Raw genomic sequence first — 24,687 nt, 5'->3', positions numbered from 1 at the left:
GGCACCGCTCCGACCGTCCGCCCGATGACGTCCCGCCCGGCGACCGACTCGCGGGCGCAGGTCAAGCCGCCGGTGCCCGCCACCGGCGCGTGGCGCGAGGGCGACCCGGTGGCGGGGAGGAAGTTCGCCGACGTCGGAGCGGTCGAGCTCGAGGCGGGCGGCGTGCTGCCCGACGTGCGGGTGGCGTACGAGACGTGGGGCGAGCTGGACGCCGACGGCTCCAACGCCGTCCTCGTGCTGCACGCGCTCACCGGCGACGCGCACGTCACCGGCGACGCCGGACCCGGCCAGCCCACCGCGGGCTGGTGGGCCGACATGATCGGCCCCGGTGCGCCCATCGACACCGACCGCTGGTTCGTCGTCGCGCCCAACGTGCTGGGCGGCTGCCAGGGCACCACCGGCCCGGCGTCCACGGCCCCCGACGGCCGGCCGTGGGGCGGGCGCTTCCCCCGCATCACGACGCGCGACCAGGTCGCCGCGGAGATCGAGCTGGCCCGGCAGCTCGGCGTCGAGCGCTGGTCGCTGGTCGTCGGGGCGTCGATGGGCGGGCTGCGGGTGCTGGAGTGGGCGCTGCTCGGCCCCGAGGCCGGGATCGCGGTGGAGGGCGTCGCCGCCATCGCGACGACGGCGCAGACGTCGGGCGACCAGATCGCGTGGGCGCACCCGCAGCTCGGCGCGATCCGGGCCGACCCCCGCTGGCGGGGCGGCGACTACTACGACGCCGCCGACGGGGACGGGCCGGACACCGGCCTCGCCATCGCCCGGCAGATCGCGCACACCACCTACCGCACGGCGGCCGAGCTCGACGTGCGGTTCGGGCGGCTGCCGCAGGGCGGAGAGGACCCGCTCGAGGACGGGCGCTACGCCGTGCAGTCGTACCTCGACCACCACGGCGACAAGCTCGCGCGCCGGTTCGACGCCAACTCCTACCTGGTGCTCACCGAGTCGATGCTGAGCCACGACCTGGGGCGCGACCGCGGCGGCGTCGAGTCGGCGCTGTCGCAGATCACGTCGCGAGCGCTGGTCGTGGCGGTGGACTCCGACCGCTTGTTCCCGCCGGAGCAGGCGAGCCGCATCGCGGCGTGGCTGCCCGGGGCGGAGCCGCTGCGGATCGTCACGTCCGACTTCGGGCACGACGGCTTCCTCATCGAGTTCGACCAGCTCGGGCCCATCGTCGCCGACTTCCTGGCCGGCGCGAACATCGACGAGAGCGAGGCCGGCTGACCGGCGGCGCCCGGGGCGCGGCATGATCGAGGCATGAGCGACACCGTCACCCTGCCCGACGGACGCACCGTGCCGGCGCTGGGCCAGGGCACCTGGTACCTCGGCGAGACGCCGTCCCGCCGTGCCGACGAGCTGGCCGCGCTGCGCACCGGCCTCGACCTGGGGCTCACCCTGATCGACACCGCCGAGATGTACGGCGAGGGGGCGGCCGAGGAGCTGGTGGGCGAGGCCGTCGCCGGGCGTCGCGACGACGTCGTGCTGGTCAGCAAGGTCTATCCGTGGAACGCGGACGCGCGCGGCACCGTGGAGGCGTGCCGGGCCAGCCTGCGGCGGCTCGGCACCGACCGGCTCGACCTCTACCTGCTGCACTGGCGCGGCGGGGTACCCCTGGCCGAGACGGCGGCCGCGCTCGACGCGCTGGTCCGGGCGGGCGACGTGCTCGGCTGGGGCGTCAGCAACCTCGACGTCGACGACCTGCGCGAGCTCGACGGCGTCGCCGGCGGGCTGAGCAGCGCGTGCCAGACCGACCAGGTGCTCTACAACCTCTCCCGTCGCGGGCCGGAGCACGACCTGCTCCCGTTCCTCCGGGAGCGCGGCGTGGTGACCATGGCCTACTCGCCGGTGGAGCAGGGGCGCATCCTCGGGAACCCCGCGCTGCGGAAGGTCGCCCGGCGGCACGGCGCCACCCCGGCGCAGGTCGCGCTCGCGTGGGTGCTGGCGGGCGAGGGCGTCGTCGCGATCCCGCGGTCCGGGTCGGCCGCGCACGTGCGCGAGAACGCCGCGGCGCGCGACCTGCGCCTGGGCGCCGAGGACCTCGCCGAGCTCGACGCCGCCTTCCCGCCCCCGGACGGGCCCGTGCCGTTGGACATGCTCTGAGGGACCGGACGCCGGTGGCCGCGCGTGCGTCGGCGGCCGCGCCTAGCGTGGACGTGGCCGCCGACCCGCGCGGCCAGCCACACCGCAGTGCTGCTGGAGGCGCCCCATGGTCCGGCTCAACCCGTATCTCAGCTTCAGGAACCAGGCCGCCGAGGCCCTGGAGTTCTACCGGTCCGTGCTCGGCGGCGAGCTCGACGTCAGCCGGTTCGGCGACATGCCGGCGGACTCCGGCATGCCGATCGAGGACGCCGACAAGGACCTCGTGATGCACGGCCAGCTCGAGACGCCGTCCGGCCTCACCCTCATGGCCGCCGACACCGGCTCGATGATGCCGTACGTGGCGCCCACCAGCGGCGTCACGGTCGCGCTGACCGGCGGGCCGGAGGACTACGACTACGTCGCGAGCGCGTACGCGAAGCTGGCCGAGGGCGGCACCGACGCGATGCCGTTCGACAAGGCGCCGTGGGGCGACTTCTACGGCCAGGTGACCGACCGGTACGGCATCACCTGGATGTTCGACGTCGGCGCCCCCTGACGACGCGGCCCGGCGGCCTCTCCGATCACCCGACGAGCAGGCTCTCCCGCCGGGCGGCGAGCGCCGCGAGCTCGGCGTCGGCGGCGGCGCCCCGCTCGGCGAGACGCTGCCGCACCCCGTGGACGGCGCGGCCCGCGCCCGCGACCCGGTCGCGGGCCTCGGCGATCCGGTTCCGCACCGACCAGTCGGTGAAGATGTTGTCGAACCAGACGTCGAGCGTGCGGGTGAGGCCGTCGACGCCGACCCCGCCGACGCCCTGCTCGCCGAGGTCGCCCAGCTCGACGGTGAGGTGGCGCAGCGCCGCGTCCGCCTCGCGCAGCAGGCCCGCGGCGCGGTCCATCTTGTCGTGCTTGGCCATGCTCGCGAGCATGCCGCCGTCGAAGAACGTGTCGTAGGTGGACCAGCCGTCGGCGTCGCGCAGCTCGTCCGCCGCCGCGGCCAGCGCCCGCGCGGCCCGATCGGCGGCCACCTGGGCCTGACCGATCTCGACCTGCTGGGCACGCCATCCGCCCACCTGCTCGGCCACCGCGGCCAGCTCGGCCGCTCCCGGGCCGCCGGCACCGCGCACCCACGCCTCCTTCGCCGCGAGCGCGGCGTGCCACCGGGCCTGCACGTCGCCGAGGGCGGCCAGACCGGCGTCGACGACGCGCACCTCGCGCTCCGCGGCGTCCCGCCGTGCCTGCGCCGTCGCGGCGACGTACTCGGCCGCCTGCTGCTCGGCACGCTCGGCGTCGAGCCGTTGCGCGCGGTCGCCACGCAGCGCCGCCCACACGCGCACGAGGCTCAGAGACTCCAGCCGCGCGACGTCGGCCGTCTCGTCGGCGAGCGAGGCCCGCGCCTCCGCCAGGGCCTCCTCCGACACGGCGAGCTCCCGGCCCGCGACCTGGCGACGCGCCGACTGCTGCGCGTGCTCGACGACGGCGGCGCGCGCCGCGGCCAGCTCTTCCTCGACCCCACCGGTGGGCCCATCGATCGGCATGGCGGACAACCTAGGCCATCGCCCGTTCCGGCCTCCAGGTCCGCCCACCACCGGCGACCACCAGTAGGTTGGTGCGTATGCTCGCCGCCACCGTCGCCCGGTTCTCGCCCGACTCCCCCCTCGACGGCCTGGAGGTGGGCGAGCGACCCGAACCCGAGCCGCGGGAGAACTGGACCACGGTGCGTGTGCGTGCCGCCACGCTCAACCACCACGACCTGTGGTCCCTGCGCGGGGTGGGCCTGCGGGCCGAGCAGCTCCCGATGATCCTCGGCACCGACGCCGCGGGCACCGCCGCGGACGGCTCGCCGGTGCTCCTGCACGGCGTGATCGGCGCCGACGGGCACGGCGTCGGGCCGACCGAGCGCCGCACGCTGCTGTCGGAGCACTACCCCGGCACGCTGGCGGAGTACGTCGCGGTGCCGATCCACAACCTGGTGCCCCTCCCCGACGACCTGTCGTTCGAGGACGCCGCGTGCCTCCCCACGGCCTGGCTCACCGCCTACCGGATGCTGTTCGGCGCGGCCGGCCTCGCCCCCGGCGACCGGGTGCTGGTGCAGGGCGCGGGCGGCGGCGTCGCCTCCGCGGCGATCGTGCTCGGCGCCGCGGCCGGCCTGGAGGTGACGGTGACCTCGCGCTCCGCGGAGCGCCGGGAGCGCGCCCTGGAGCTGGGCGCCGCGCACGCCGTCGAGTCGGGCGCCCGCGTGCCGGCCCGCGTCGACGCGGTGATCGAGTCCGTCGGCCAGGCCACCTGGGCGCATTCCGTGCGCTCCGTGCGGCCGGGCGGCACGATCGTCGTCTGCGGCGCGACGTCCGGCGACGCCCCGCCCGCCGAGCTCACCCGCGTCTTCTTCAACGAGATCCGCGTGCAGGGCGTGACGATGGGCTCCCGGGACGACCTGGCCGCCCTCGTGCGGTTCGTCGCCCGCACCGGCGTGCGGCCCGTCATCGACTCCGTCGTGCCGCTCGCGCGCGTCGGCGAGGGCCTGGCCCGCCTCGCGGCCGGCGAGCAGACGGGCAAGATCGTCGTCCTGCCCTGACCCCCGCGGTGCGGTGAGCCGCCTCCGGGCTCAGGCGAAGCGGTGCCGGAAGGCGTCCAGGAGCGTCGGGCCCTCGGCGCCGAGGCGCCACACGCTCCACCCGTCGGCGGTGGGCGAGCCCGAGGCTGCGGACGCCGCGTGGTCCGGGTGCCAGTAGCGGGAACCGTCGGCGAGCTGGATGGCGCCGTCCCGGTGCAGCACGGCCTCGAAGTACTGTCGGCGGCGCGGACGCGACCACACGATCGTCGTCGGGTGCACCAGCGTGCCGGCCAGCGCGACGAGGTCGTGGTCCACCTCGTCGTCGCCCGCGGCGGGCGGCGGCGCCCACGGCCCGGGCGCCGCGAGCGGCTCCGGCGGGGGCGGGACGGGCGACGTCAGCGGGTCGTAGCCGTGGTCGTGCGGCGCGGGCGTCCAGCCCGGCTCCAACGGGTCGGACGGCGGCGTGCGCAGGCGCGGTGGCTCGAGCGGCGGCACCTGCAGGCGGGGGAGGTCGTCCTCGACGCCGGACCAGCGCGGCTCCGGCACCGGCAGGTCGAACGCGGGTGCCGCCACCTCCGCGAACGCCTGACCGAAGTCCCGGCGCCCGAGGTCCTCACGACCGAAGCCCTGACGGCCGAAGTCCTGACCGCCGAGGTCCTCACGACCGAGGCCCTGACCGCCGAGGTTCTGACCGCCGAAGTCCTGACCGCCGAAGTCCTGGCGCCCGTAGTCCGACACCGACCCGTCGAGCTCCGGTCGCGACGTGAAGCGGTCCGAGCGCGAGCGGCGACGCGGGGCGCCGCCGGGGAGCGGCGGCCGCTCGCGGGTGATGTCGAGGTCGTCGTCGAGGCCGGGTCCGCGGCCCGGCGCAGGCACCGGGCCCGGCGACGGCGGCGGGGGGACGGGGGCGTGCGGGGCCGGCACGGGAGCCGCCGGCACGGGCAGCGGGCCTCGCGGGAGGGCTGCCTCGGACGGGCCCTCCTCGGCCGACCGCGGGCGCGCGGCCCGGCGGCGGGTCCGCGACGGCGGGGCCGACTCCACCTTGTCCCGGGGTGCCTGGACCGTGGCGGGCATCTTCCCGCCCAGCGCGAGCCCGACGGCCACCCCCTCGGCGAAGGTCTCGGGGTCGACGCGGGCGGACGCCTCGTCCGTCCGCGCGGAGGCGTCGTCGTCGGGCGTGGCGACGGTGTCCCTCGACGCCGCCGGGGCGGCGGGCGCGGACAGGCTCGGGGCCGTCGGCGCGGACGCGGGGTGGATCACCAGCGGCGACACGTCCACGAAGCGACGCCCGTCCGCGCTGTGCACCACGCCCATCTTCAGCACCTCGACGGGCATCGTGGGCTGGCGCAGGAAGTCGACGGCGTTGAGGATCTCCTCGCTCGCCTCCTGGCAGATGACGATGAGCCGGGCGCTGCTGCGCCCCGGCTGCGAGCGGGTGATGGGCACGCTGTCGTAGAACGCCGCCACGTCCCGGTGGAACGCCGCCGGCCCGCCGTGGTACCGCTCGGCCAGGGCGCCGCGCGTCAGCCGGCCGGCGGCTCCGGCGTGGTCGAGCGCGCGGGTGAGGGCGGTGCGGTCGAGGTCGGCGACGAGCTCGACGACGACGGGCGAGCCGGTCGCGTCGAGGGCGAGCAGGTGCGGCTCGTCCGGGCCCACGCCCGGGCTCACCGGGAAGATCTGCTCGCCGAGCAGACCGTCGATGTGACTGTCCACCACCCGGTGGGCGGTGGTCCCGACGCCCTGGGAGCTTGCCGCGGGCGACCGGTCGGACTGGACGAGGAGGGGCCTCTGGGCATCGACCTCGAACAGGGGCATTGCACACCACTCCTGGATCGGAACCGACCCCGGCGGCCGGATCCCGGGGCAAGCCTAAGGCCCCCGCGACGTGGCGTGTACCACAGCGGGCTCTCAGGCGCGCGTCGGCGCGCCAGGTCGCCCGCGGCGAGGCCGGTCGGCGGCCGGCGGGCTAGGCGTGACCTGCGCCGCCGTCGTCGGCGAGCCGCTCCTCGACCCGGGCGACCTTCGCGTCCAGCTGCCCGGTGTACCCGGGCCGGATGTCCGCCTTGAGCACCAGCGACACCCGGTGCCCGCCCGCCCCGACGGCCTCCGTGGCGCGCTGGATCACCGGCATCACCTCGTCCCAGTCCCCCTCGATCTCGGTGAACATCGCGGTCGTCCGGGTGGGGAGCCCGGACTCACGGACGATGCGGACGGCGGCGGCGACGGCGTCCGCCACGGACTCGCCCGCGCCGAGCGGGGCGACGGAGAAAGCGAAGACGGCCATGCCCCCATCCTGCACGTCCACGACCGTCGGCGAGGACCGTAGGCTCGTCGGGTGAGCACACGCGTCACCCTTCTCGCCGGCGGGGTCGGCGGCGCCCGCCTGGCGCACGGCCTCGCCCTGGCCCTGCCCGACGACGGTGCCCCGACGCCGGACGGCGGCCTGACCGTCGTCGTGAACGTCGGCGACGACACCGAGCGGCACGGGCTGCTCGTCTCCCCCGACCTCGACACGGTCATGTACACGCTCGCCGGCCTGAACGACGAGACCCGCGGCTGGGGGCTGACCGACGAGACGTACACGACGCTCGACCAGCTCGCCCGGCTCGGCGAGGACACGTGGTTCACGCTGGGCGACCGTGACCTCGCGACGCACGTCGTGCGCACGGCCGCGCTGCGCGAGGGGCGGCCGCTGCACGCGGTGACGGCGCGGCTCGCTGCGGCGCTGGGCGTGCGGGCGCGGCTGCTGCCGGTGACCGACGACCGGCTGCGCACCCTCGTGGACACGCCGTCCGGGCGGGTCGCGTTCCAGGAGTACTTCGTGCGCCGGCAGCACGCCGACGCGGTGCTGGGCATCGAGCTCGACGGCGTCACCGCCGCGCGGCCCGCGCCCGGCGTGCTCGACGCGGTCGCGGGTGCGGACCTGCTCGTCGTCGCGCCGTCCAACCCGTTCCTGTCGGTGGAGCCGGTGCTGGCCGTGCCCGGGGTGCGCGACGCCGTCCTGGCCTCGCCCGCGCGCCGCGTGGCCGTGAGCCCGATCGTCGGCGGGCAGGCGATCAAGGGCCCCGCCGCGCAGATCCTGGAGACGCTGGGGCACGAGGTGTCCGCGCTGGGCGTGGCCCGGCTGTACGCCGACCTGGTGGACGTCATGGTCGTGGACGACGCCGACGCCGACCTCGCCGGCCCGATCCGCGAGCTGGGGGTCGAGGTGCTCGTCACCGACACGATCATGGGCGGCGCCGCCGGCCGCGAGCGCCTCGCCCGCGACCTGCTCGCCCTCGGATGAGCGCACCGGACGGCGCCGGCCCCGTCCGCACGATCGCGCTGGTGCCGCTGCGCGACGGCGTCTCGGGCAAGTCACGGCTGGCGTCCTCGCTCGACCCGGCCGCGCGACGCCGGCTCGTCGCGGCGCTGGCCCGGCACGTCGTCGCCGTCCTGCTGGCGGCGGACGGCGTCGACGGCGTGCTCGTCGTCACCGCCGACGTGCCGTTCGTCGTCGAGACCCTGGACCGGCTCCTCCACGGCGGCGGCCCGGCCGTCGAGGTGGTCCCGCAGCCGCCGGACCGGCCGGGCCTGAACGCGGCTCTCGACGTCGGGCGGGAGGCGGCGCTCGAGCGCCGCGCGGACCGGCTGCTCGTCGCGCACGCCGACCTGCCGCTGCTCACGACCGACGACGTCGCGGCCCTGCTCGCCGCGGGCGCGCCGGCTCCCGACGACGCACGGCGTGGTGACGCCGCCGTCGTCGCCACCGACCGGCACCTGGCGGGGACCAACCTGCTGGTGCTGCCCGCGGCGGCACCGTTCCGGTTCCGGTTCGGCGAGGCGTCGCGGGCGGCGCACGTCGCCGAGGCGGGGCGCGCGGGCCTGCGGCCGGTCGTCGTGCGCCGCCCGGGCACCGCCGTCGACCTCGACACGATCGACGACTGGGGCGAGCTGCCCCGCGCCGTCCGCGACCGGCTGCGGCGCGGGCTCGACCTGCCCCTCCCCTGACGCCCTCCCTGGCGTCCTCCCGGATGGCTCAGGGGTGCGTGTCGGTCGCGGCGATCACGGTGTCCAGGCGGGCGATCGCCGCGGTCAGGTCGTCCAGCCGCTCCCGGAGGCGCTCGCGCTGCTCCCGCAGCATCGCGCGCTGCTCGTGGTCGGTGTGCCCCGAGTCGACGCACGGCAGCAGCTGGGCGATGTTGCCGCTGGTCAGGCCCGCGGCGTAGAGCTGCTGGAAGAACCGGACCCGGTCGACGGCCGTCTCATCGAAGAGCCGGTGCCCCGCGGAGGTCCGCACGGTCGCCAGCAGCCCCTGCTCCTCGTAGTAGCGCAGGGCGCGCACGCTCACGCCGGCACGTTCCGCCACCTCACCGATTCTCAGCACACCGGCGCCAACGACGTGACCCGTGCGCGGATTCCGGCCGACCGCCGATCAGCGGGGGCCTGCCGGCGCCGTGGCCGCCTGCGGGTACAGCGCCTCGGCCGGCTCCCCGAGCCGGGACCTCCACTCGCGGGTCATCTCGTCACCGAGCACCTCGAAGGCACCCGCCTCGAAGCCGTCGAGCGCCTGGCGCACGATGTCGCGCGGCTCGGCGAGCGCCCAGTCGTCCTGCTCCCTGGCCCAGTCCGACATGTCCGTGTCCACGAGGGCCATGGCCAGCCCGGTGACCTGCGTGCCCTGGTCGGCCAGCTCGAGCCGCACACCGTTGGTCAGCTGCCACGCGGCGGCCTTCGCCGCCCCGTAGGTGTCGGCGAACCCGAACGCCCGGAACGAGCTCTGGGACAGCACGTCGAGGATCCCGCCGCCACCGTTCCTGCCGAGGATCGGCGCGAACGCGCGCACCATCCGCAGCGTGCCCCAGTAGTTGACCTCCATCTCCTGGCGGGCGCCCGACAGGTCCCCGCCGACGAACGGGGTCAGCGCCGCCACGCCCGCGTTGTTGACGAGGACCGTGACGTCCTGCGCCAGGGCGGCGGCCGCGGCCACCGAGTCGTCGTCCGTCACGTCCAGTCGGAGCGGCGTCGCGCCCGGGACGTCGACGGACGCGGGGTTCCTGGCCGCGGCGTAGACCTTCGCCGCTCCGCGCCGCAGCAGCTCTGTCACGAAGTGCCGGCCGATCCCCCGGTTGGCCCCGGTAACCAGGGCGGTCTGATTCTTGATCTCCATGCGCCGGACGCTAGGACCTGACGTCAGTGTCAGGGTCAAGGGCGTCGACCGCACCGTGCGCGTGCCCGGTCGTGTGGCGGGCGCCGACGGTCAGTCCGAGGCCGGCGGGGGTTGTGCCGGTTCGGTGTGCGACGCGAGTTTCACCCTTCGGCATCGGGTGCACCGGCGGTGCCGGGAGCCATGATCTGCGCATGAGGCTCCAGGGAGACGTCGTCCGCGACACCGGCCTTGAGCGCGAGGAGGCCACCCTCGTCGTCATGGCGGCTCTGGGGGTCATGACCGCGTCGGTGAGCGTGGCGATCCTCGGCCCCTGGGCACCGATCGTGGGCGCGGTCGTACTCGCGCTCGCACGCCTCGGAGCCGGGCGTCCAGCCGCCGCGGAGCGATCGAGGATGGTGCGAGCCGCTCTCACCGGAGCGCTCGTCGGATGGGCGGCGATGGCTGCTCTCATGGGTGCTGCGCTGATGGTCCCGACAGACGTCGACTGAAGCCACCGCACGCCGGCGGACCTCGATACCGGGCTCTCGGGGGCAGCCGTTGGCGGGTTGCTGACCCCGCTCAGGAGGTCGCGGTGGCGCATGGTTTGCCAGCACCCGAGCCGCCGCTGTGCGGCCTGGGATCCGAACCCGAGAAGTCGTGCTGAGCACTGAGCACGAACACGCGCCTGCCGGTCCGCGGGCTCTGCCGGTGGCAGTATGTCCGCGTATGAGGCGCTGGAGCTCACTGGCCACGGTCGCGATCGGTGCAGTCGTCCTGGCCGCGACGGCCGGTTGCGCGGGTGCCGATCCCGCGGCGTCGGCCTCTTGCGCTCCACCCGAGCTGTCGTGGTCCCAGCAGGCGGCCGCTCCGGGCGAGGTGGTGACGCTCCAGGGCACAGCCATGGTGGTGGGCTGCGACGACACCGACTCCGGGGAGCCGATACAGCCGATGCGCATCACGGCGGCACAGGTGTTCGTGGACGGCGAGGCACTCCCTGCGCCGGAGGTTGCCGACGAGGTGGTCGCCACGGACTCCGGCGACCTCCAGATGCAGGTCGCGGTGCCCGACGACGTCCCTGACGGCGCCGTGGTGACCGTCGAGATCACCGAGAGCGAAGGCGCCGTCGTCCGCTCCGACGAGCTCGCCGTCGCCGGCGACGACGCGTAGGCGTGCACCCGACCTGCGGACAGCCCCGATCACGGGGTGGTGGGACCCCCGCTCAGTTCCGCGCCCGGGCGCGGTCCATCCGGCATGAGCACCGAGTCGAGCATCGAGCTGATCGAGCAGTCCACGCTGCCGGGCACCGACTTCGAGGGTTACCTGCACGGGTCCACCGTGTCGGTGATGTTCGAGCGGTTCGACCGCGACGGCGTCGGCCCGCGCCTGCACCGCCACCCGTACACGGAGACGTTCATCCTGCGCTCTGGGCGCGCGCTGTTCCGGGTGGGGGACGACGAGGTGGTCGCCGTGGGCGGCCAGATCCTCGTCGCCCCCGCCGGGACGCCGCACAAGTTCACGGTGATCGGCCCCGAGGTGTACGAGGCCCTGCACGTGCACGCCAACGACCGGTTCGTCACCGAGTGGCTGGAGTGACCGGGCAGGGCCACGCCGGTCACACCGCGTCGAGACGGGCGCGCACGTCGTCGTCGAGGTCGAGCTCGGCCGCGCCGAGCAGCTCGTCGAGCTGCGCGACGCTGCTCGCGCCGACGACCGGCACGACGGGCACGTCCCCGCCCAGGAGCCAGGCGAGCACCACCTGGTTCGGGGTGGCGCCGATCTCGTCCGCGACCTCGCGCAGCACCCGCAGCCGCTCGTGCGTGGTCGGGTGGTCGAAGCCGTCCCACAGGGGCTTGTCGTCGCGCACCAGCGCGCCCTGCATCAGCGGCGAGTACGCGACGACCGCCAGCGGGTGCTCGGTCGCCGACGCCGCGCCCGCGTAGTCCAGCAGCTCGTACGACGCCCAGTTGTGCCGGCCGACGTCGGGCCGCGGGTACGGGTAGGTGAGCTGCTGCTGCACCAGTCCGTAGGGCGCGACGCCCTGACGCGACGCCTCCTCGCGCGCCTCGACGACACGGTGCAGCGCGACGTTCGAGATGCCGGCGATCCCGACGAGCCCCTCCGCCTGGAGCTTGCCGAACGCGCCCACCGTCTCCGCGAGCGGGGTGTCGTAGTCGTCGACGTGGCCGTAGTACGCGTCGATGTGGTCGATGCCGAGGTGCCGCAGGCTCTCGCGGGCCTCCCAGGCGATCGTCTCGGCGCCGAGGCCCTGGTAGTTCGTGGGCGCCACCTGCTGCAGCGGCAGGTTCGGGTCCTTCTTCGCGGCGCCGACCTTGGTGGCGATCCGCAGCTCGCCGCGGTTCCCCCGGGCGGCGAGCCAGCGGCCGAGGACGTCCTCGCTGTCGCGGCCGTGCCCTCCGCCCCAGCCGTTGTAGTTGTTGGCGGTGTCGAGGAAGGTGCCGCCGGCCTCCACATAGCGGTCGAGGATCGCGAAGGACGTCTCCTCGTCCGTCCGGGTGCCGAACCACATGGTGCCGAGGCACAGCGTGCTGACCTCGAAGGACGTGGTGCCGTCGCCGATCGTGCGGTAGCGCATGGGTGCTCCTGTCAGGGTGTGGGTCGTGGGGGGCCGGCGGACCGTCCGCCGGCCGACACCCATGACGCTACGAACGAATCGGCACGGGTGTACCGTCCAATTCCATGGCAATGGCCCAGACCAATCCTGTGCTCGCGTGGGACACCGTGCTCGACCTCGGGGACGACGACGCCCCGCTGGTCGCGCGCCTCGAGCGCGCCGTGCGGGACGCCGTGCACGCGGGCCGGGTCCCGGGAGGGGCGGCGCTGCCGCCGTCGCGCGCCCTCGCGGAGACCCTGGGCGTGTCGCGGTGGGTCGTGACGGAGGTGTACGGCCAGCTCGTCGCGGAGGGGTTCTGCGAGGCCCGCGTCGGGTCGGCCACGCGGATCGCGGCCGGGGCGGCCGCGCACGCCACGCCGAAGCACGCGACGGCGCACCCGACGTCGACCGACGCCGCCCCCGTGCGCCGTGCCCGCCTGGACCTCGCGCCCGGCGTCCCGGACCTGCGGCACGTGCCCCGGGCGGCCTGGCTGCGGGCGCTGCGCGACGCCCTGGCCGACACCCCCGACGCCGACCTCGGCGCCCCGCACCCCGCCGGCCACCCGGCCACCCGTGGCGCCGTCGTCGAGTACCTGGCGCGGGCCCGCTCCACCTGCGCCGGACCCGACGACGTCCTGGTGACGCACGGCGCCACCGACGGCATGACCCGCCTCGCCCGCGCGCTGCGCGCCGCCGGGCACCGCGCCGTCCTGGTCGAGGACCCGAGCTGGGGCCGGCTGCGCGACGTCACGCGCGGCGCCGGCCTGGTCCCCGTGCCGGTACCCGTCGACGACCGCGGGGTGGACGTCGACGCGCTCGCCGCGGCCGCCGCGCGGACCGGCGCCCGCGCCGCGCTGGTCGCGCCGGCGCACCAGTTCCCCACCGGCGTCGCCCTCGCGCCGGAGCGGCGCGACGCGCTCGTGTCGTGGGCGCGCGCCGTCGACGGCCTGGTGGTCGAGGACGACTACGACGCCGAGTTTCGCTACGACCGCCGGCCCGTCGCCGCGCTGCAGGGCCACGACCCGGGGCGCGTCGCACTGCTCGGGTCGCTCAGCAAGACGGTCTCCCCGGCGTTCGGCCTGGGCTGGCTGGTGCTGCCGCCGCGCTGGCGGGAGCGGCTGGGCGGCGACGCGGGCGGCCCCGCACCGTCGACCCTCGACCAGCTCGCGCTCGCCCGGTTCCTCACGGACGGCGGCTACGAGCGGCACCTGCGGGCCGCGCGCGGCCGGTTCCGCCGCCGCCGGGCGGCCCTGCTCGCCGCGCTCGACGCCGCGCTGCCCGGCCTGCCCGTGAGCGGCCTCGCGGCGGGCCTGCACGTCGTGCTCGGGCTGCCCGACGGCGTCCCCGCCGCCGCGGTCGTCCGCGCCGCCGCCGCGCGCGACGTCGGCGTCACCGACCTGCGCCGCTACCGCGTCTCGGCCGCGGACCCCGGCGCCGAGGCGCTCGTCGTCGGGTACGGCAACCTCGCCGACGCGCGGGTCGGCGAGGCGGTGGCCGGCCTCGCGGCGGCGATCCGCTCCGCGGCGGGCTGACGGGCCGTCACCACCGCCCGCGGTGCACGACGTCCTCCAGCGGCTTGCGGCGCCGGCGCGTCGGGGAGCCCTTGGCGGTCGCGCCCGCACCCGGGTCGGCCGGGTGGCCCACCGCGACGACGCCGGTCTGGACCCACGCGTCGGGGATGCCGAACGCCTCGCGGAACGCCGGCATCTCGCCCGCGCCGACGCCGAAGAAGCAGGCCCCGAGGCCCTCGTCGACCGCCGTCTGGAGCATGAGCAGCGACGCCATGCCCGCGTCGACGTGCCAGTACGGCACCGGCCAGCGCGCGTCGTCGCGGTCGGTCCAGCCCTTGTCCGCCTCGGCGTACCGGCCGAGGTACGCGTCCTTCGAGCACAGCGCGACGACGAGCACCGGGGCGGTGCGCATGCCCGCGAGCCACGTCGACATGTCGCGCTCGGAGTCCGCCGGGGTGGCCGCCGTCCAGAACCGCTCGCGGTCCTCCGGCTCCGTCAGGACGAGGAACGACCAGCCCTGCGAGAACCCCGCGCTGGGGGCGCGCACGGCGTTGCGCACCAGCCGGTCCACCGTCTCGGACGGCACGGGCTCGTCCGTGAACCGCCGCACCATCCGCCGTCTGCGCACCACGTCCTGGAACTCCACGGGCCCATCCTGCCCCTTGCCGAACAGGCGGGAGGTCAGAGGACGAGCTCGGGCTGCAGCTTGGTCACGGTCCACACGCGCTGCCTGCGGGCGGCGAGGGTCGTGAGAGCCAGCGCGACGACGAGCACGCCGAGCAGCACCATGACGTCGCGTGTGACGGTGGCGAGGTTGCCGCCGTAGAGCAGCTGGCGCAGGCCCTCGACGGCGTAGGTCATCGGCATGAACTGGTGCATCGCCTTGAGCGGCTGCGGGATGGTCTGCCAGGGGAACGTGCCGCCCGCGGTGACGAGCTGCACCAGCATCAGCACCAGCCCCAGGAACTGGCCCGCCGCGCCCAGCCAGACGTTCAGCGCCTGGAGGATCGCGACGAACGTGCCCGACACCAGCACGAGGAACAGCGCCGTGAACAGCCCGTAGGAGGGTTGGATGTCCAGCGCGAACTTCGTCACCGCGAACATCGCCGCCACCTGCACGACGCCGATCGCGGCGGGCGTCGCCCAGCCGCCCAGCGCCGTCGCGAGCCCCGACCTGCCCGCGGCGAGCGCCCGCGTGGACAGCGGCCGCACCAGCAGGAACAGCACGTACGCGCCGATCCACGTGGCCAGCGACAGGAAGAACGGTGCGAGCCCGGCGCCGTAGGTGCCCGCCGACGACAGGGCGTCGTTGCGCACCTCCAGGGGGTTGCCGATGGTCGACGCCGTGTCGTCGCGCGTCTGGTCGTCCAGGTCGGGGATCTGGCCGAGGCCCTCGGCGAGCCCGTCGCGCAGCTCGGCGATGCCGCTCTTCAGCTCCCCGGAGCCGTCCGCGAGCTTCGTGGTGCCGGAGGCGAGCTCGGCGGCACCGTCGGAGACCTGGCCCGTGCCGTCCGCGAGCCGGTGCACGCCGTCGACGAGCGCGGGCGTGGCGGCGGCGAGCTGCCCGGTGCCGTCGGCGAGCCGGTCCGCGCCGTCCGCCGCCGACGCGATGCCGGCGGTGAGCTGCGGCGTCGCGCCCGCGAGCGTGGCGGCGCCGTCGGCCACCTGCCGGGAGCCGTCGGCGAGCTGGTCGAGCTTCTCCGACGCGCCCTCGACCGTCGTCACCGCCGACCGGACGTCCTTGCGCTGGGCGTCGAGGGCGCCGTCGACGTCGGAGCGCGTGGCGTCGAGGCGGTCGAGCGCCTGGGTGCGCAGGTCGGCGCACTGCGCCGCGAGATCGCCGGCGTCGTCCGGCACCTGGGCGCAGAGGTCGGAGAGCTGCTGGTCCAGGTCCGCCCGGCCCTGGTCGAGGGCGTCCGCCGCGTCGGAGCGCGCGCCGTCGAGGGTCGGCAGCACCTGCCCCGCCGCCTCTGCGGCCTCCTGCCCGTACTGCGCGACCTGCGCGTTGCCGTCGGCGACCTGCGCCGCGCCGTCGGCGAGCTTCTTCGTCTGGGCGGGCAGGTCCGCCGTCTTGTCCTGCAGGGTCCCGAGGCCGGACGCGAGCTGCCCCGCGCCGTCGTCGAGCCGGCCCACCGCCGACGCCAGGGTGCCGACCTTGCCGTCCAGGGTGGCGGCACCGTCGGCCGCCTGCGCCGCGCCGTCGGCGAGGGTGTGCGCGCCGTCGTCCGCGTCCGCGAGCCCGTCGTCCAGCGTCGTCGCACCGGTGAGCAGCTTCTTCGCGCCGTCCACCGCGTCGGCGAGGTTCGTGTGGATCGACGCGAACCCGCGTAGGAACGTGTCCGCGGCCTCCGTGCCGACCTCCTCCGCGATGGAGTCGCGCACCTTGCCCACGATCGTGTCCGAGATGGTGCCCGCGAGGTAGTTGTTCGCGTCGTTCGTGATGAGCGTGAGGCTCGCCTGCTGCGGCTCGAACTCCCCCGCCGACGCCAGGTCCGCGGAGAACGTCGGGCCGATGATCAGCGCGGCGTCGTAGCGGCCGGAGCGCACGCCCGCCTCGGCGTCCGCCTGGGACGTCTCGACCCAGCCGAACCCGCCGTCCTCCAGCAGCTGGTCCGCCACGTCGCGGCCGAAGTCGCGCTCGGTCGTCTCGCCCGTCTCCGCGTCGGTCGTCGTGGTGCCCTCGTCCTGCACGACGACGGCGGCCGGCACGTTGTCGAGCTGCCCGTACGGGTCGTGGTTGGCGAACAGGTACAGGCCCGCGTACAGCGTGGGGATCAGCGCCATCGCGAGGATGGCGAGCTTTGGCAGGCGCCCGGCGGCGAGCCGCCGGAGCTCCGAGAGAGCGAGCCGGACCACGGTCATCGGGCCTCCTCCTGCGCGTCGTCGGCCGGCGTCGCGGCTAGGGTGTCGTGGATCGGGGTGTCCCCGGGGGGCGCACCGTCGAGCGGGTCGTCGAGCTCCTCCTCGGCGCGGGCGTCGGGATCGGGGGACGGCTCCAGCTCGTCCTCGACCTCGGCCTCGGCGGCGGGCTCGGGCTCCGTGGCGGGCTCAGGCTCGACGGCGGGCTCAGGCTCGACGGCGGGCTCAGGCTCGACGGCGGGCTCAGGCTCGACGGCGGGCTCGGCGTCCGGCCCGGCCACCGGGAGGACGGCGGTCGCGGCGGGCTCCTCGACGGGCGCGCCCGGCACCTCGCGCAGCACGACCCGTGGCGGCTCGTGCAGCGTGGCGCCGCGCGCGGGCGGCAGGTCGACGCCCAGGTCGCGGGCGGACGACCGCGTGCACTGCACGAGCACGCCGAGCCCGGACGCGGCGAGCGTGCGCGCCGTCTCCCACCAGCCGGACGGCTCGCCGCCGTGCCGGTCGGGCAGCGTCAGCACGACGAACCTGACGTCGGGGTTCTCGGTGGCGAGCGCCGCGAGCACGGCGGTGCGCACGACGCCGGGCAGCTGGTCCACCCGGCGCCCGCGGTCCTCCGTGAGGGCGCGCTCCTCGAGCCACCGCGACACGTCCCGCGGCAGCGACCGGCGACCGGCGAGGGCCAGGCCCTCGGCCACGACGTCGGCGAGGGACAGCGCGTCGTCGGGCTCGCTGATGCCGGGCACGTCGACGACGGCGGTGCGGGCACGCAGCGCGGACGGCGGCACGGCGGCGCCGTCGAGGCGCACGGTGCCGGACGACGGCACGAACCTCCCGGTCGCGACGAGCGCGAGGGCGGTGTGCCCGTGGCCGGGCTCGCCCGCGACGAGCAGGCACTCCCCCGTCGACCAGGCGAGATCCATGGCCTCCAGCATCGGGTCCCGACGCCCCTCGACCCGTACCCCGCTCAGCGTGATCTGCACCCTGCTCCCCGTCCCCCGACACACTGTTGACTTGCGATCAACAACTCTACGACCGGTGTTGACTGGCGGTCAATAACGTCGTACAACTGTGGCCATGACCTCTTCCGCCCCGCGCCCCCGCACGCGCCACGAGCCGTCGGACCGGCGCCGCCAGCTCCTCGAGGCGGCCGTCGCCGAGGCGGAGGCGGCGGGGCTGGACGTGCTGACGCCCGCGACCGCCGCCGCCCGCGCAGGGGCGTCCAAGGCGCTCGTCTTCCACTACTTCGGGTCCACGACGGCGTTGCGCCGCACGGTCGCGCTCGAGGCGGTGTCCGACCTGGAGCAGACGCTGCTGGCACCCGACGATCGTCCCCTCGCCGACCGTCCGGCGCACGCGATGACGCTGTTCCTGGGCTCGGTCACCGCGCACCGGCGCGTCTGGGAGGACATCTGGCGGGGCGCGCTCGCCGGCGACGACGCCACCGAGGACGCGCTGCAGCGCGTCCGCACCGCGCTCGTCGAGCGCATGACGACCACGGCCGGCGTCATCGGGTTCATGCCCAGCAACCGGCTCCAGCTCCTGGCCCGCGGCTGGGTGGCCCTGGTCGAGAACGTCACCGCCGCGTGGCTGGGCGGCAGCGGCATCGCGCGCGACGAGCTCGAGCGGCTGCTGCTCGAGTCGCTCGTCGTCCTCGTGCCGGAGCTCCCCGAGCCCGCGCGCGCCGGCGTCCTCGCGATCGTCCGCCGCTCCGCGAGGTAGTCCCGAATCTGCCGAGGTAGTTCGAAGCTCGGTGAGGTAGTCGGCTACCTCACGAGATCTCGAACTACCTCGGCAGATTCGGGACTACCTCGCGGGGTCGAGCCGCTCGGCGATGACCTCCACCAGCGCCTTGCCCTGCGTGCCCTCGAGCTGCACGGCCTGCGTGCGGCAGGAGAAGCCGTCGGCGACGAACTCGGTGCCCTCGGCGCGCTCGCGCAGCGCGGGCAGCAGCGCGTTCTCGGCGACGGCGACGGACACGTCGTAGTGGCCCTTCTGCATGCCGAAGTTGCCGGCCAGCCCGCAGCAGCCGGCGAGGACCTTGATGTCGGCGCCCGCGGCGCGCAGCAGCGCCTCGTCGGCGTCGAAACCCATCACCGAGTGCTGGTGGCAGTGCGGCTGCACGACCGCGGTGAGGTCGGACAGGTCGGGCATCTCCCAGCCGGCCCCGGCGGCCGGCGCGGTCTCCGGCGACGTGAGCAGCTCCGCCAGGGTGCGCGTGGCGTCGGCGACGGCCTGGGCGCGCGGGTCGTCGGGGAACAGGTCCAGCAGGTCCGAGCGCAGCACGGCGGTGCACGAGGGCTCCAGCCCGAGGATCGGGATGCCGTTCACCGCGTACGGCCCGAGCACGGACAGCAGCGACGACAGCCGACGGCGGGCGCCGTCGAGCTGACCGGTCGAGATCCAGGTCAGGCCGCAGCACGCCTGCTGGTCGGGCACGACGACGTCGTACCCGGCCGCGGTCAGCACCTTCACCGCGGCCTGCGGCACGGACGGCGCGAGCGCGTCGCTGAACGAGTCCGCCCAGAGCACGACCTTCGGGCGCGCGCCCGAAGGACGGTCGTGCGGGGTCTTGCCGGCACCCAGCCCGGGCACTCCGTGCGACGCCCAGCCCCGGCTCCACCAGGTCCGGAACGGGATCTCCGCGAACTGCGGCACCTGCCGTCGCGTGTCCATGCCGCCCGCCCACAGCACCGCCTTGGCGATCCACGGCACGCCGAGCACCTTGTTGACGAACCGCGGCATCCCGCCCGCGAGCCGCGCCCAGCGGGGCAGCCAGCCGAGGGCGTAGTGGTCGACGGGGCGCAGCTTCCCCTTGTAGGTACGGTGCAGCACCTCGGACTTGTACTGCGCCATGTCGACGCCCGCCGGGCAGTCGGACGAGCACGCCTTGCAGCTCAGGCAGAGGTCCAGGGACTCGCGCACCTCCGGCGCGGTGAGCCCGCCCACGAGGGTGCCGTTGACGGCCTCCTGCAGCACGCGCGCCCGCCCGCGGGTCACGTCCTTCTCGTCCTTCGTGGCCTGATAGCTGGGGCACATGAACCCGCCCGAGGCGTGGTTGTCGGCCCGGCACTTGCCCACGCCGACGCAGCGGTGCACGGCGGTCGTGAGGTCGCCGTGGTCGTGCGCGAACGAGAAGCCGGTGTGGCCCGCCCGCTTCGCGATGCCGTGCAGCGGACCCGAGCCCGCCATCCCCCGGTCCCCCACGGGCAGCGTCGAGAGCACCTGCTTCGCCGCGGGCCGGCGCAGGTCGGCGTCGACGGCCGCGGGCCGCACGACGACGCCCGGGTTGAGCAGGTCGTCGGGGTCGAACAGGGCCTTGAACCGCTCCATGAGCCGGATCGCCTCCGGCGTGTACATCAGCGGCAGCAGCTCGGAGCGGGCGCGGCCGTCGCCGTGCTCCCCCGACAGCGAGCCCCCGTGGTACGCCACCAGCCGCGCGGCGTCGGTCATGAACGTGCGCAGCACCGACCCCGACGTCTCCAGGGGGATGTCGATGCGCAGGTGCACGCAGCCGTCGCCGAAGTGCCCGTAGGGCAGCCCGTCGACGCCGTAGCGCTCCATGAGGTCCTCGAGGTCGCGCAGGTACGCGCCCAGCCGCTCGGGCGGGACGGCGGAGTCCTCCCAGCCCGGCCACGCCTGCTCGCCCGCGGGCGTGCGGCCGGCGAGCCCCGCGCCGTCGGCGCGGATCTGCCACATCTTGGTGGCGTCCGGCCCGGCGGGCAGCACCAGCGAGGACAGGGCCGACGACGACGTCACGACGGCCTCCGCCCGGGCGCTCGCCTCGTCCTGGCTCGCGCCGCCGACCTCGATCATCAGCCAGCCCGCGCCCTCGGGCAGGGCCGGCACGGAGGCCTCGCCCTTCGCCTTGCGCACGACGTCGACCAGGCGCGCGTCGAGCCCCTCGATCGCGAGCGGCTTGTGGCCGAGCAGGTGCGGGACGTCGTCGGCCGCCGCCGGCATGTCCGGGTAGCCGAGCACGACGAGCGTCGGCGCCGACGGCACGGGCACCATCCGCAGCGTGGCGCCGAGCACCGTCACCAGCGTGCCCTCGGTGCCCACCAGCGCCTTGGCGAGGTCGGAGCCGTTCTCCGGCAGCAGGTGCTCCAGCGAGTAGCCCGACACCTGGCGCCCGAACCGGCCGAACTGCGTGCGGATCAGCGCGAGGTTCTCGCGTACCAGCTCCGCCAGGCCCGGCACGGCGGCGAACGTCGCGTCGCCCCGGCCCGCGGTGAAGCGGCGCCCGCGCCCGTCGACGACGTCGAGCTCCACCACGTTGTCGGCCGTGCGGCCGTAGGCCACGGCGTGCGGGCCGCACGCGTTGTTGCCGATCATCCCGCCGAGCGTCGCGCGGTTCTGCGTGGACGGGTCCGGCCCGAACCGCAGGCCGTGGGCGGCGCCCGCGCGCTGCAGGCTCGACATCACGGTGCCGGGCTCGACGACGGCGGTCCCCGCCTCCGGGTCGACCGAGACCACCTGGTTCAGGTGCCGGGAGAAGTCGAGCACCGCGCCCGTGCCGACCGCGTTGCCGGCCACGGAGGTGCCGGCGCCCCGTGCCGTCACGGGAATCTTCAGCTCGCGCAGCACCTCCAGGCCGCGGACCACGTCGCGCGAGCTGCGCGGGAAGGCCACGACGTCGGGCACGACGCGGTAGTTCGAGGCGTCGGTGGAGTACTCCGCGCGCCGCCGGGTGGAGGAGTCGACGTCGCCCGCGATCACCGTCCGCAGCGCGGAGACGACGGCCGCACGGGCCTCGTCGGCCGCGCGCCTGGCCGCGCTCTCCGCCTCGTCACGGGTGGGCGCGAGGTCCACGTCACCGTCCGGGGTCGGGGTCGTCGGTGTCTGGGCTGGCACGCGCCGATTCTGCCATTCGTCCCCCGGGGGCGCCGCCGCGTCCACGGCACGGCACCCGATCGGTCCCGCCTTCGAGCAGGCGGTCCCCCGCGGGAACCGACGTCTTCCCGCGACGGACCGCTTGCTCGAAGGTCAGCCGCGGTCGGCCCTCTCCTGCGCGGCCCGCACGGCCTCAGCCTCCGCCTTGCGCGCCTCGCGCAGCGCCTTCTCCCGCTCGCGCACCTTCTTCTGCTCCTCGCGGAGCCGGCGCTCGACGTCCTTGCGCTTCGCCGCCGCCTTCTTGACCTTGGGGTCGGAGGCGTAGCGCTGCGCGACGGCGAGCGCCTCGGCGACGCCCTCGTCCTGCGGGACGCCGCCTGCCGGGGTCTCCGGGTCGGGCCCGCCGGCCGCCGCCCGCGCGGCCACGTACGCCGCGACGCCGTCGAGGGTGCGCTCGAGCCCCCATCCGACGTCCTCCTCGTCGTCGAACGTGCTCGTCCCGTACGCGGCGTAGGAGCCGCGCTCGACGATGGGGCGCAGGTACGGGAACCGGACCTCGTCGACGAGGGCGCGCAGCGTGTCCGCGAGCTCGGGGCCCACGGCCGCGGCCGCGTCGGTGCCGGCCGTGTTGGCCTGCCGGAGGTCGCGGTCGAGCAGCGCGGCATTCCGGGTGAAGCCGTTGAGCAGCAGGATGGTCGCGATCTTGTCGCCGTCGTCGAGCGGCGTCGAGCGCAGCGCGCGCAGGCCGGCGTCGAGGGCGCGCAGGCTCGCCGGGGTGATCGGCGCGCCGGTGACGGGGACGTCGAGGACCCAGGAGTGCCGGCGGAACAGCTCGAAGGTGAACAGGGCCCACTCGCGCAGCTCGGCCCGCCAGTCCGCCGGCTCGTGCGGCGGCGGGAACTCCAGGTCGAGCACGACCTCCTGCATGAGCAGCAGCAGGTCGTCCTTGCTGGTGACGTACCGGTACAGCGACATCGTGGTGAAGCCGAGGCTCTTGGCCACCCGCGCCATGGAGACGCCGGCGAGGCCCTCCGCGTCGGCGATCTCGACGGCGGCCTCGACGATGCGCTCGATGCTCAGCTCGCGGCGGGGCACGCGCTCCGGCCGCTCGGCCACGCCCCAGGCCAGCGCGAGACGCGGCGGCAGGTCAGGCAGCTCCGCACCCGGCAGGGCCGACTCGGGCAGGTCCGTCTCCGGCGTGTCCGTCATGCGCTCATCATCCCTGAACCTCCTCGCGACCGAGCCTGTCGGGACCGCACCGGGGCCTCGACAGGCTCGACCGACGACGACCGCTGGTCAGCGGGCGGTCCGACGGCGGTACAGGACGCCGCCGACGACGACGCTCGCGACCAGGAAGCCCACCAGCCACACGCACGCCGTGACGATCGTGCCGGCGTCGGGCGCCCCGGCGAGGAGGCCGCGCACCGACTCGATGATCGGGGTGAACGGCTGGTGCTCGGCGAAGCCGTGCAGCCAGTCCGGCATGGTGTCGACCGGCACGAAGCCCGAGCTGAGGTACGGCACGAAGAGGAAGATCATGCTCACGGACATGGACGCCTCGACGCTCAGGACCAGCCCGAACACGACGCAGAGCCAGGTGAACGTGACGACGGCGAGCACCGTGAACCCCACGAAACCGAGCCACTGGCCGAGGTCGGCGTCGGGCCGGAACCCGTACGCGAGCGACACCAGCAGCACCACGACCACGGAGGCGAGGTTGCGCACGACGCTCGCGATGACGTGCCCCCACAGGGCCGACGAGGAAAAGATGGGCAGCGTCTTGAAGCGGTCGATCGTGCCCGTGGTCATGTCCTGGGCGACGCCCGTGGCGGCCGTGGCCGAGTTCATGCCCAGGCACATGACGAGCACGCCGGGCACGACGTAGTCGATGTACTCGCCCCCGGTGCCGCCGGAGATGGCGCCGCCGAAGACGATCACGAACGCCGACATGATGAGCACGGGCAGCGCGAACGCGGTGATGAGCCCGTCGACCGAGCGCAGGGAGCGGCGCGCCTCGCGCCGGGTCATGGTGGCGACGTCGCGCAGGGGCGCGTGCACGGACGCCGGACGGACCGCGCCGTGCGCGGTGCGCGCGGGCGGGGCCAGGGTGGTGGTCATCGCAGGGCCTCCTCGGGGGCGGTCTGGTCGGTGGTGCGGGTCGTGCGGTCGGTGGCGGCGCTGCCGGTGAGCGCCAGGAAGACGTCGTCGAGGGTGGGCTTGACCACGCTCACGCCCGCGACGGCGAGGCCTCGGGACTCGGCCCGGTCGAGGACGTCGCGGATGGCCCGGACGGGCTCGGCGCTCGGGAACGTGAGCGCGAGCGCCCTGAGGTCCTCCTCCGCGGCGTCGAGGCCGGCGACGCCGAGCTCGCGCGCGGTGGCGAGGCTCGCGGCGTCGTCGAACGTCACGCGCACGTGGTCCCCCGCGACGAGGGCCTTGAGCTCCTCGGCCGTGCCGCGCGCGGCGATGGTGCCCTCGGCGAGGACGGCGATCGTGTCGGCCAGCCGGTCGGCCTCCTCGAGGTACTGGGTGGTGAGGAGGATGGTGGTGCCGTCGTCCGCGAGCCCGCGCACGACCTCCCACAGCTGGGAGCGCGACGCCGGGTCGAGGCCGGTGGTGGGCTCGTCGAGCACGAGCACCGCCGGGTCGGCGACGAGGCTGATCGCCAGGTCGAGCCGACGGCGCATGCCGCCCGAGTAGGTGCCGACCCGGCGACGGGCCGCTGCGGTCAGGTCGAAGCGCTCCAGGAGCTCGTGGGCGCGACGCCGCACGACGCGCTTCGGCAGGTGCGCGAGGTCGGCCATCATGACGAGGTTCTCCTCGCCCGTCTGGAACTCGTCGACGCTCGCGTACTGGCCGGTCAGCGCGATGCTGCGCCGCACCGCGGCGGGCTGCTTCACGACGTCGGCGCCCGCGATGGTCGCCGTGCCTCCGTCCGGCTGCACCAGCGTGGTGAGGATGTTGACGGTGGTCGTCTTGCCCGCGCCGTTCGGTCCGAGCAGCGCGAAGATCTCGCCGCGTCGGACGGTGAGGTCGACGCCGCGCAGGACGGCGGTGCGTCCGTAGGACTTGCGCAGCCCCCGCACCGCGATCATCGGGTCGTTCATGGCCGTTCCCC

24 protein-coding genes are annotated in these 24,687 nt (G+C 75.3%); 11 read left to right on the top strand and 13 right to left on the bottom strand.

Translation table 11 applies throughout. The features are described from left to right. The first annotated feature begins 24 nt into the window (after positions 1-24). From ACFQ8E_RS00330 to ACFQ8E_RS00320, 3 genes are all read left to right on the top strand, one after another. Complete coding sequence (locus ACFQ8E_RS00330; protein WP_430549023.1) at positions 25-1,224, top strand: homoserine O-acetyltransferase; 1,200 nt, start codon at positions 25-27, stop codon at positions 1,222-1,224. Positions 1,225-1,257: 33 nt separating this feature from the next. Then, the gene (locus ACFQ8E_RS00325) at positions 1,258-2,100 is read left to right on the top strand and encodes an aldo/keto reductase (RefSeq protein WP_430548577.1); all 843 of its coding nucleotides are present in this window, start codon (positions 1,258-1,260) and stop codon (positions 2,098-2,100) included. Positions 2,101-2,206: 106 nt separating this feature from the next. Then, positions 2,207-2,635: a VOC family protein gene (locus tag ACFQ8E_RS00320; RefSeq protein ID WP_430548576.1), complete on the top strand. Its 429-nt coding sequence runs from the start codon at positions 2,207-2,209 to the stop codon at positions 2,633-2,635. A 25-nt stretch (positions 2,636-2,660) separates the two neighbouring features. On the opposite strand, the gene ACFQ8E_RS00315 is transcribed toward ACFQ8E_RS00320, so the two are convergent. Beyond that, entirely contained in the window at positions 2,661-3,614 is a 954-nt protein-coding gene (locus ACFQ8E_RS00315) for a hypothetical protein (protein ID WP_430548575.1), read from the bottom strand. Between the two features lie 77 nt (positions 3,615-3,691). Between ACFQ8E_RS00315 and ACFQ8E_RS00310 the strand changes: the two genes are divergently transcribed. Further along, the gene (locus tag ACFQ8E_RS00310; RefSeq protein WP_430548574.1) at positions 3,692-4,651 is read left to right on the top strand and encodes a zinc-binding dehydrogenase; all 960 of its coding nucleotides are present in this window, start codon (positions 3,692-3,694) and stop codon (positions 4,649-4,651) included. A gap of 30 nt (positions 4,652-4,681) precedes the next feature. Here the strand turns inward: ACFQ8E_RS00310 and ACFQ8E_RS00305 are convergent, their stop codons facing one another. After that, entirely contained in the window at positions 4,682-6,445 is a 1,764-nt protein-coding gene (locus ACFQ8E_RS00305) for a hypothetical protein (RefSeq protein WP_430548573.1), read from the bottom strand. Positions 6,446-6,596: 151 nt separating this feature from the next. After that, complete coding sequence (locus ACFQ8E_RS00300) at positions 6,597-6,914, bottom strand: MTH1187 family thiamine-binding protein (RefSeq protein WP_430548572.1); 318 nt, start codon at positions 6,912-6,914, stop codon at positions 6,597-6,599. 51 nt (positions 6,915-6,965) lie between these two features. On the opposite strand from ACFQ8E_RS00300, the gene cofD reads away from it, so the two are divergent. Both cofD and cofC read left to right on the top strand, forming a co-directional pair. Then, entirely contained in the window at positions 6,966-7,916 is a 951-nt protein-coding gene (gene cofD / locus ACFQ8E_RS00295; RefSeq protein ID WP_430548571.1) for a 2-phospho-L-lactate transferase, read from the top strand. Beyond that, positions 7,913-8,620: a 2-phospho-L-lactate guanylyltransferase gene (cofC, locus tag ACFQ8E_RS00290; protein WP_430548570.1), complete on the top strand. Its 708-nt coding sequence runs from the start codon at positions 7,913-7,915 to the stop codon at positions 8,618-8,620. The genes cofD and cofC overlap by 4 nt, the downstream gene beginning before the upstream one ends. A 28-nt stretch (positions 8,621-8,648) precedes the next feature. On the opposite strand, the gene ACFQ8E_RS00285 is transcribed toward cofC, so the two are convergent. Together ACFQ8E_RS00285 and ACFQ8E_RS00280 are read right to left on the bottom strand one after the other, a co-directional pair. Continuing rightward, complete coding sequence (locus ACFQ8E_RS00285) at positions 8,649-8,978, bottom strand: MerR family transcriptional regulator (protein ID WP_430548569.1); 330 nt, start codon at positions 8,976-8,978, stop codon at positions 8,649-8,651. 66 nt (positions 8,979-9,044) lie between these two features. Then, positions 9,045-9,779: an SDR family oxidoreductase gene (locus ACFQ8E_RS00280; RefSeq protein ID WP_430548568.1), complete on the bottom strand. Its 735-nt coding sequence runs from the start codon at positions 9,777-9,779 to the stop codon at positions 9,045-9,047. 191 nt (positions 9,780-9,970) lie between these two features. Here ACFQ8E_RS00280 and ACFQ8E_RS00275 point away from each other — a divergent pair, with 191 nt between their 5' ends. The 3 genes from ACFQ8E_RS00275 (at position 9,971) to ACFQ8E_RS00265 (ending at position 11,351) form a co-directional block, all read left to right on the top strand. Beyond that, positions 9,971-10,267, top strand: coding sequence for a hypothetical protein (locus ACFQ8E_RS00275; RefSeq protein ID WP_430548567.1), 297 nt, complete (start codon positions 9,971-9,973; stop codon positions 10,265-10,267). A gap of 148 nt (positions 10,268-10,415) precedes the next feature. After that, positions 10,416-10,925, top strand: a complete 510-nt coding sequence (locus tag ACFQ8E_RS00270) for a hypothetical protein (protein WP_430548566.1) — start codon at positions 10,416-10,418, stop codon at positions 10,923-10,925. An 84-nt stretch (positions 10,926-11,009) separates the two neighbouring features. Continuing rightward, entirely contained in the window at positions 11,010-11,351 is a 342-nt protein-coding gene (locus tag ACFQ8E_RS00265) for a cupin domain-containing protein (protein WP_430548565.1), read from the top strand. 19 nt (positions 11,352-11,370) lie between these two features. Here the strand turns inward: ACFQ8E_RS00265 and ACFQ8E_RS00260 are convergent, their stop codons facing one another. Further along, a complete protein-coding gene (locus tag ACFQ8E_RS00260; RefSeq protein ID WP_430548564.1) occupies positions 11,371-12,351 on the bottom strand; it encodes an aldo/keto reductase in 981 nt (326 codons plus the stop codon). A 104-nt stretch (positions 12,352-12,455) separates the two neighbouring features. On the opposite strand from ACFQ8E_RS00260, the gene ACFQ8E_RS00255 reads away from it, so the two are divergent. Further along, positions 12,456-13,901, top strand: a complete 1,446-nt coding sequence (locus tag ACFQ8E_RS00255) for a PLP-dependent aminotransferase family protein (protein WP_430548563.1) — start codon at positions 12,456-12,458, stop codon at positions 13,899-13,901. Between the two features lie 7 nt (positions 13,902-13,908). Here ACFQ8E_RS00255 and ACFQ8E_RS00250 read toward each other — a convergent pair whose 3' ends face one another. The 3 genes from ACFQ8E_RS00250 to ACFQ8E_RS00240 are packed head-to-tail and all read right to left on the bottom strand — an operon-like array spanning position 13,909 to position 17,719. Further along, entirely contained in the window at positions 13,909-14,526 is a 618-nt protein-coding gene (locus tag ACFQ8E_RS00250; RefSeq protein WP_430548562.1) for a nitroreductase family protein, read from the bottom strand. A 35-nt stretch (positions 14,527-14,561) separates the two neighbouring features. Then, positions 14,562-16,742 carry a YhgE/Pip family protein gene (locus ACFQ8E_RS00245; RefSeq protein WP_430548561.1) on the bottom strand — a complete coding sequence of 727 codons (2,181 nt, stop codon included), beginning with the start codon at positions 16,740-16,742 and terminating at the stop codon, positions 14,562-14,564. After that, complete coding sequence (locus ACFQ8E_RS00240; RefSeq protein ID WP_430548560.1) at positions 16,739-17,719, bottom strand: hypothetical protein; 981 nt, start codon at positions 17,717-17,719, stop codon at positions 16,739-16,741. The genes ACFQ8E_RS00245 and ACFQ8E_RS00240 overlap by 4 nt, the downstream gene beginning before the upstream one ends. Positions 17,720-17,813: 94 nt before the next feature. Here ACFQ8E_RS00240 and ACFQ8E_RS00235 point away from each other — a divergent pair, with 94 nt between their 5' ends. Next, entirely contained in the window at positions 17,814-18,458 is a 645-nt protein-coding gene (locus tag ACFQ8E_RS00235) for a TetR family transcriptional regulator (protein WP_430548559.1), read from the top strand. Positions 18,459-18,542: 84 nt separating this feature from the next. Here ACFQ8E_RS00235 and ACFQ8E_RS00230 read toward each other — a convergent pair whose 3' ends face one another. The 4 genes from ACFQ8E_RS00230 to ACFQ8E_RS00215 all read right to left on the bottom strand — a co-directional run bounded on the left by ACFQ8E_RS00230 (position 18,543) and on the right by ACFQ8E_RS00215 (position 24,676). Beyond that, on the bottom strand, positions 18,543-21,590 hold the full coding sequence (locus tag ACFQ8E_RS00230) for an FAD-binding and (Fe-S)-binding domain-containing protein (protein ID WP_430548558.1): 3,048 nt from the start codon (positions 21,588-21,590) through the stop codon (positions 18,543-18,545). A 132-nt stretch (positions 21,591-21,722) separates the two neighbouring features. Beyond that, positions 21,723-22,778, bottom strand: coding sequence for a TetR/AcrR family transcriptional regulator (locus tag ACFQ8E_RS00225; RefSeq protein WP_430548557.1), 1,056 nt, complete (start codon positions 22,776-22,778; stop codon positions 21,723-21,725). Between the two features lie 87 nt (positions 22,779-22,865). Further along, positions 22,866-23,687: an ABC transporter permease gene (locus tag ACFQ8E_RS00220; RefSeq protein ID WP_430548556.1), complete on the bottom strand. Its 822-nt coding sequence runs from the start codon at positions 23,685-23,687 to the stop codon at positions 22,866-22,868. After that, entirely contained in the window at positions 23,684-24,676 is a 993-nt protein-coding gene (locus ACFQ8E_RS00215; protein ID WP_430548555.1) for an ATP-binding cassette domain-containing protein, read from the bottom strand. The genes ACFQ8E_RS00220 and ACFQ8E_RS00215 overlap by 4 nt, the downstream gene beginning before the upstream one ends. Positions 24,677-24,687: the final 11 nt, after the last annotated feature.

It is taken from the genome of Isoptericola sp. NPDC056573, from assembly GCF_042793335.1.
GTDB lineage: Bacteria > Actinomycetota > Actinomycetes > Actinomycetales > Cellulomonadaceae > Isoptericola.
This window is presented reverse-complemented; position numbering and strand designations above follow the sequence as displayed.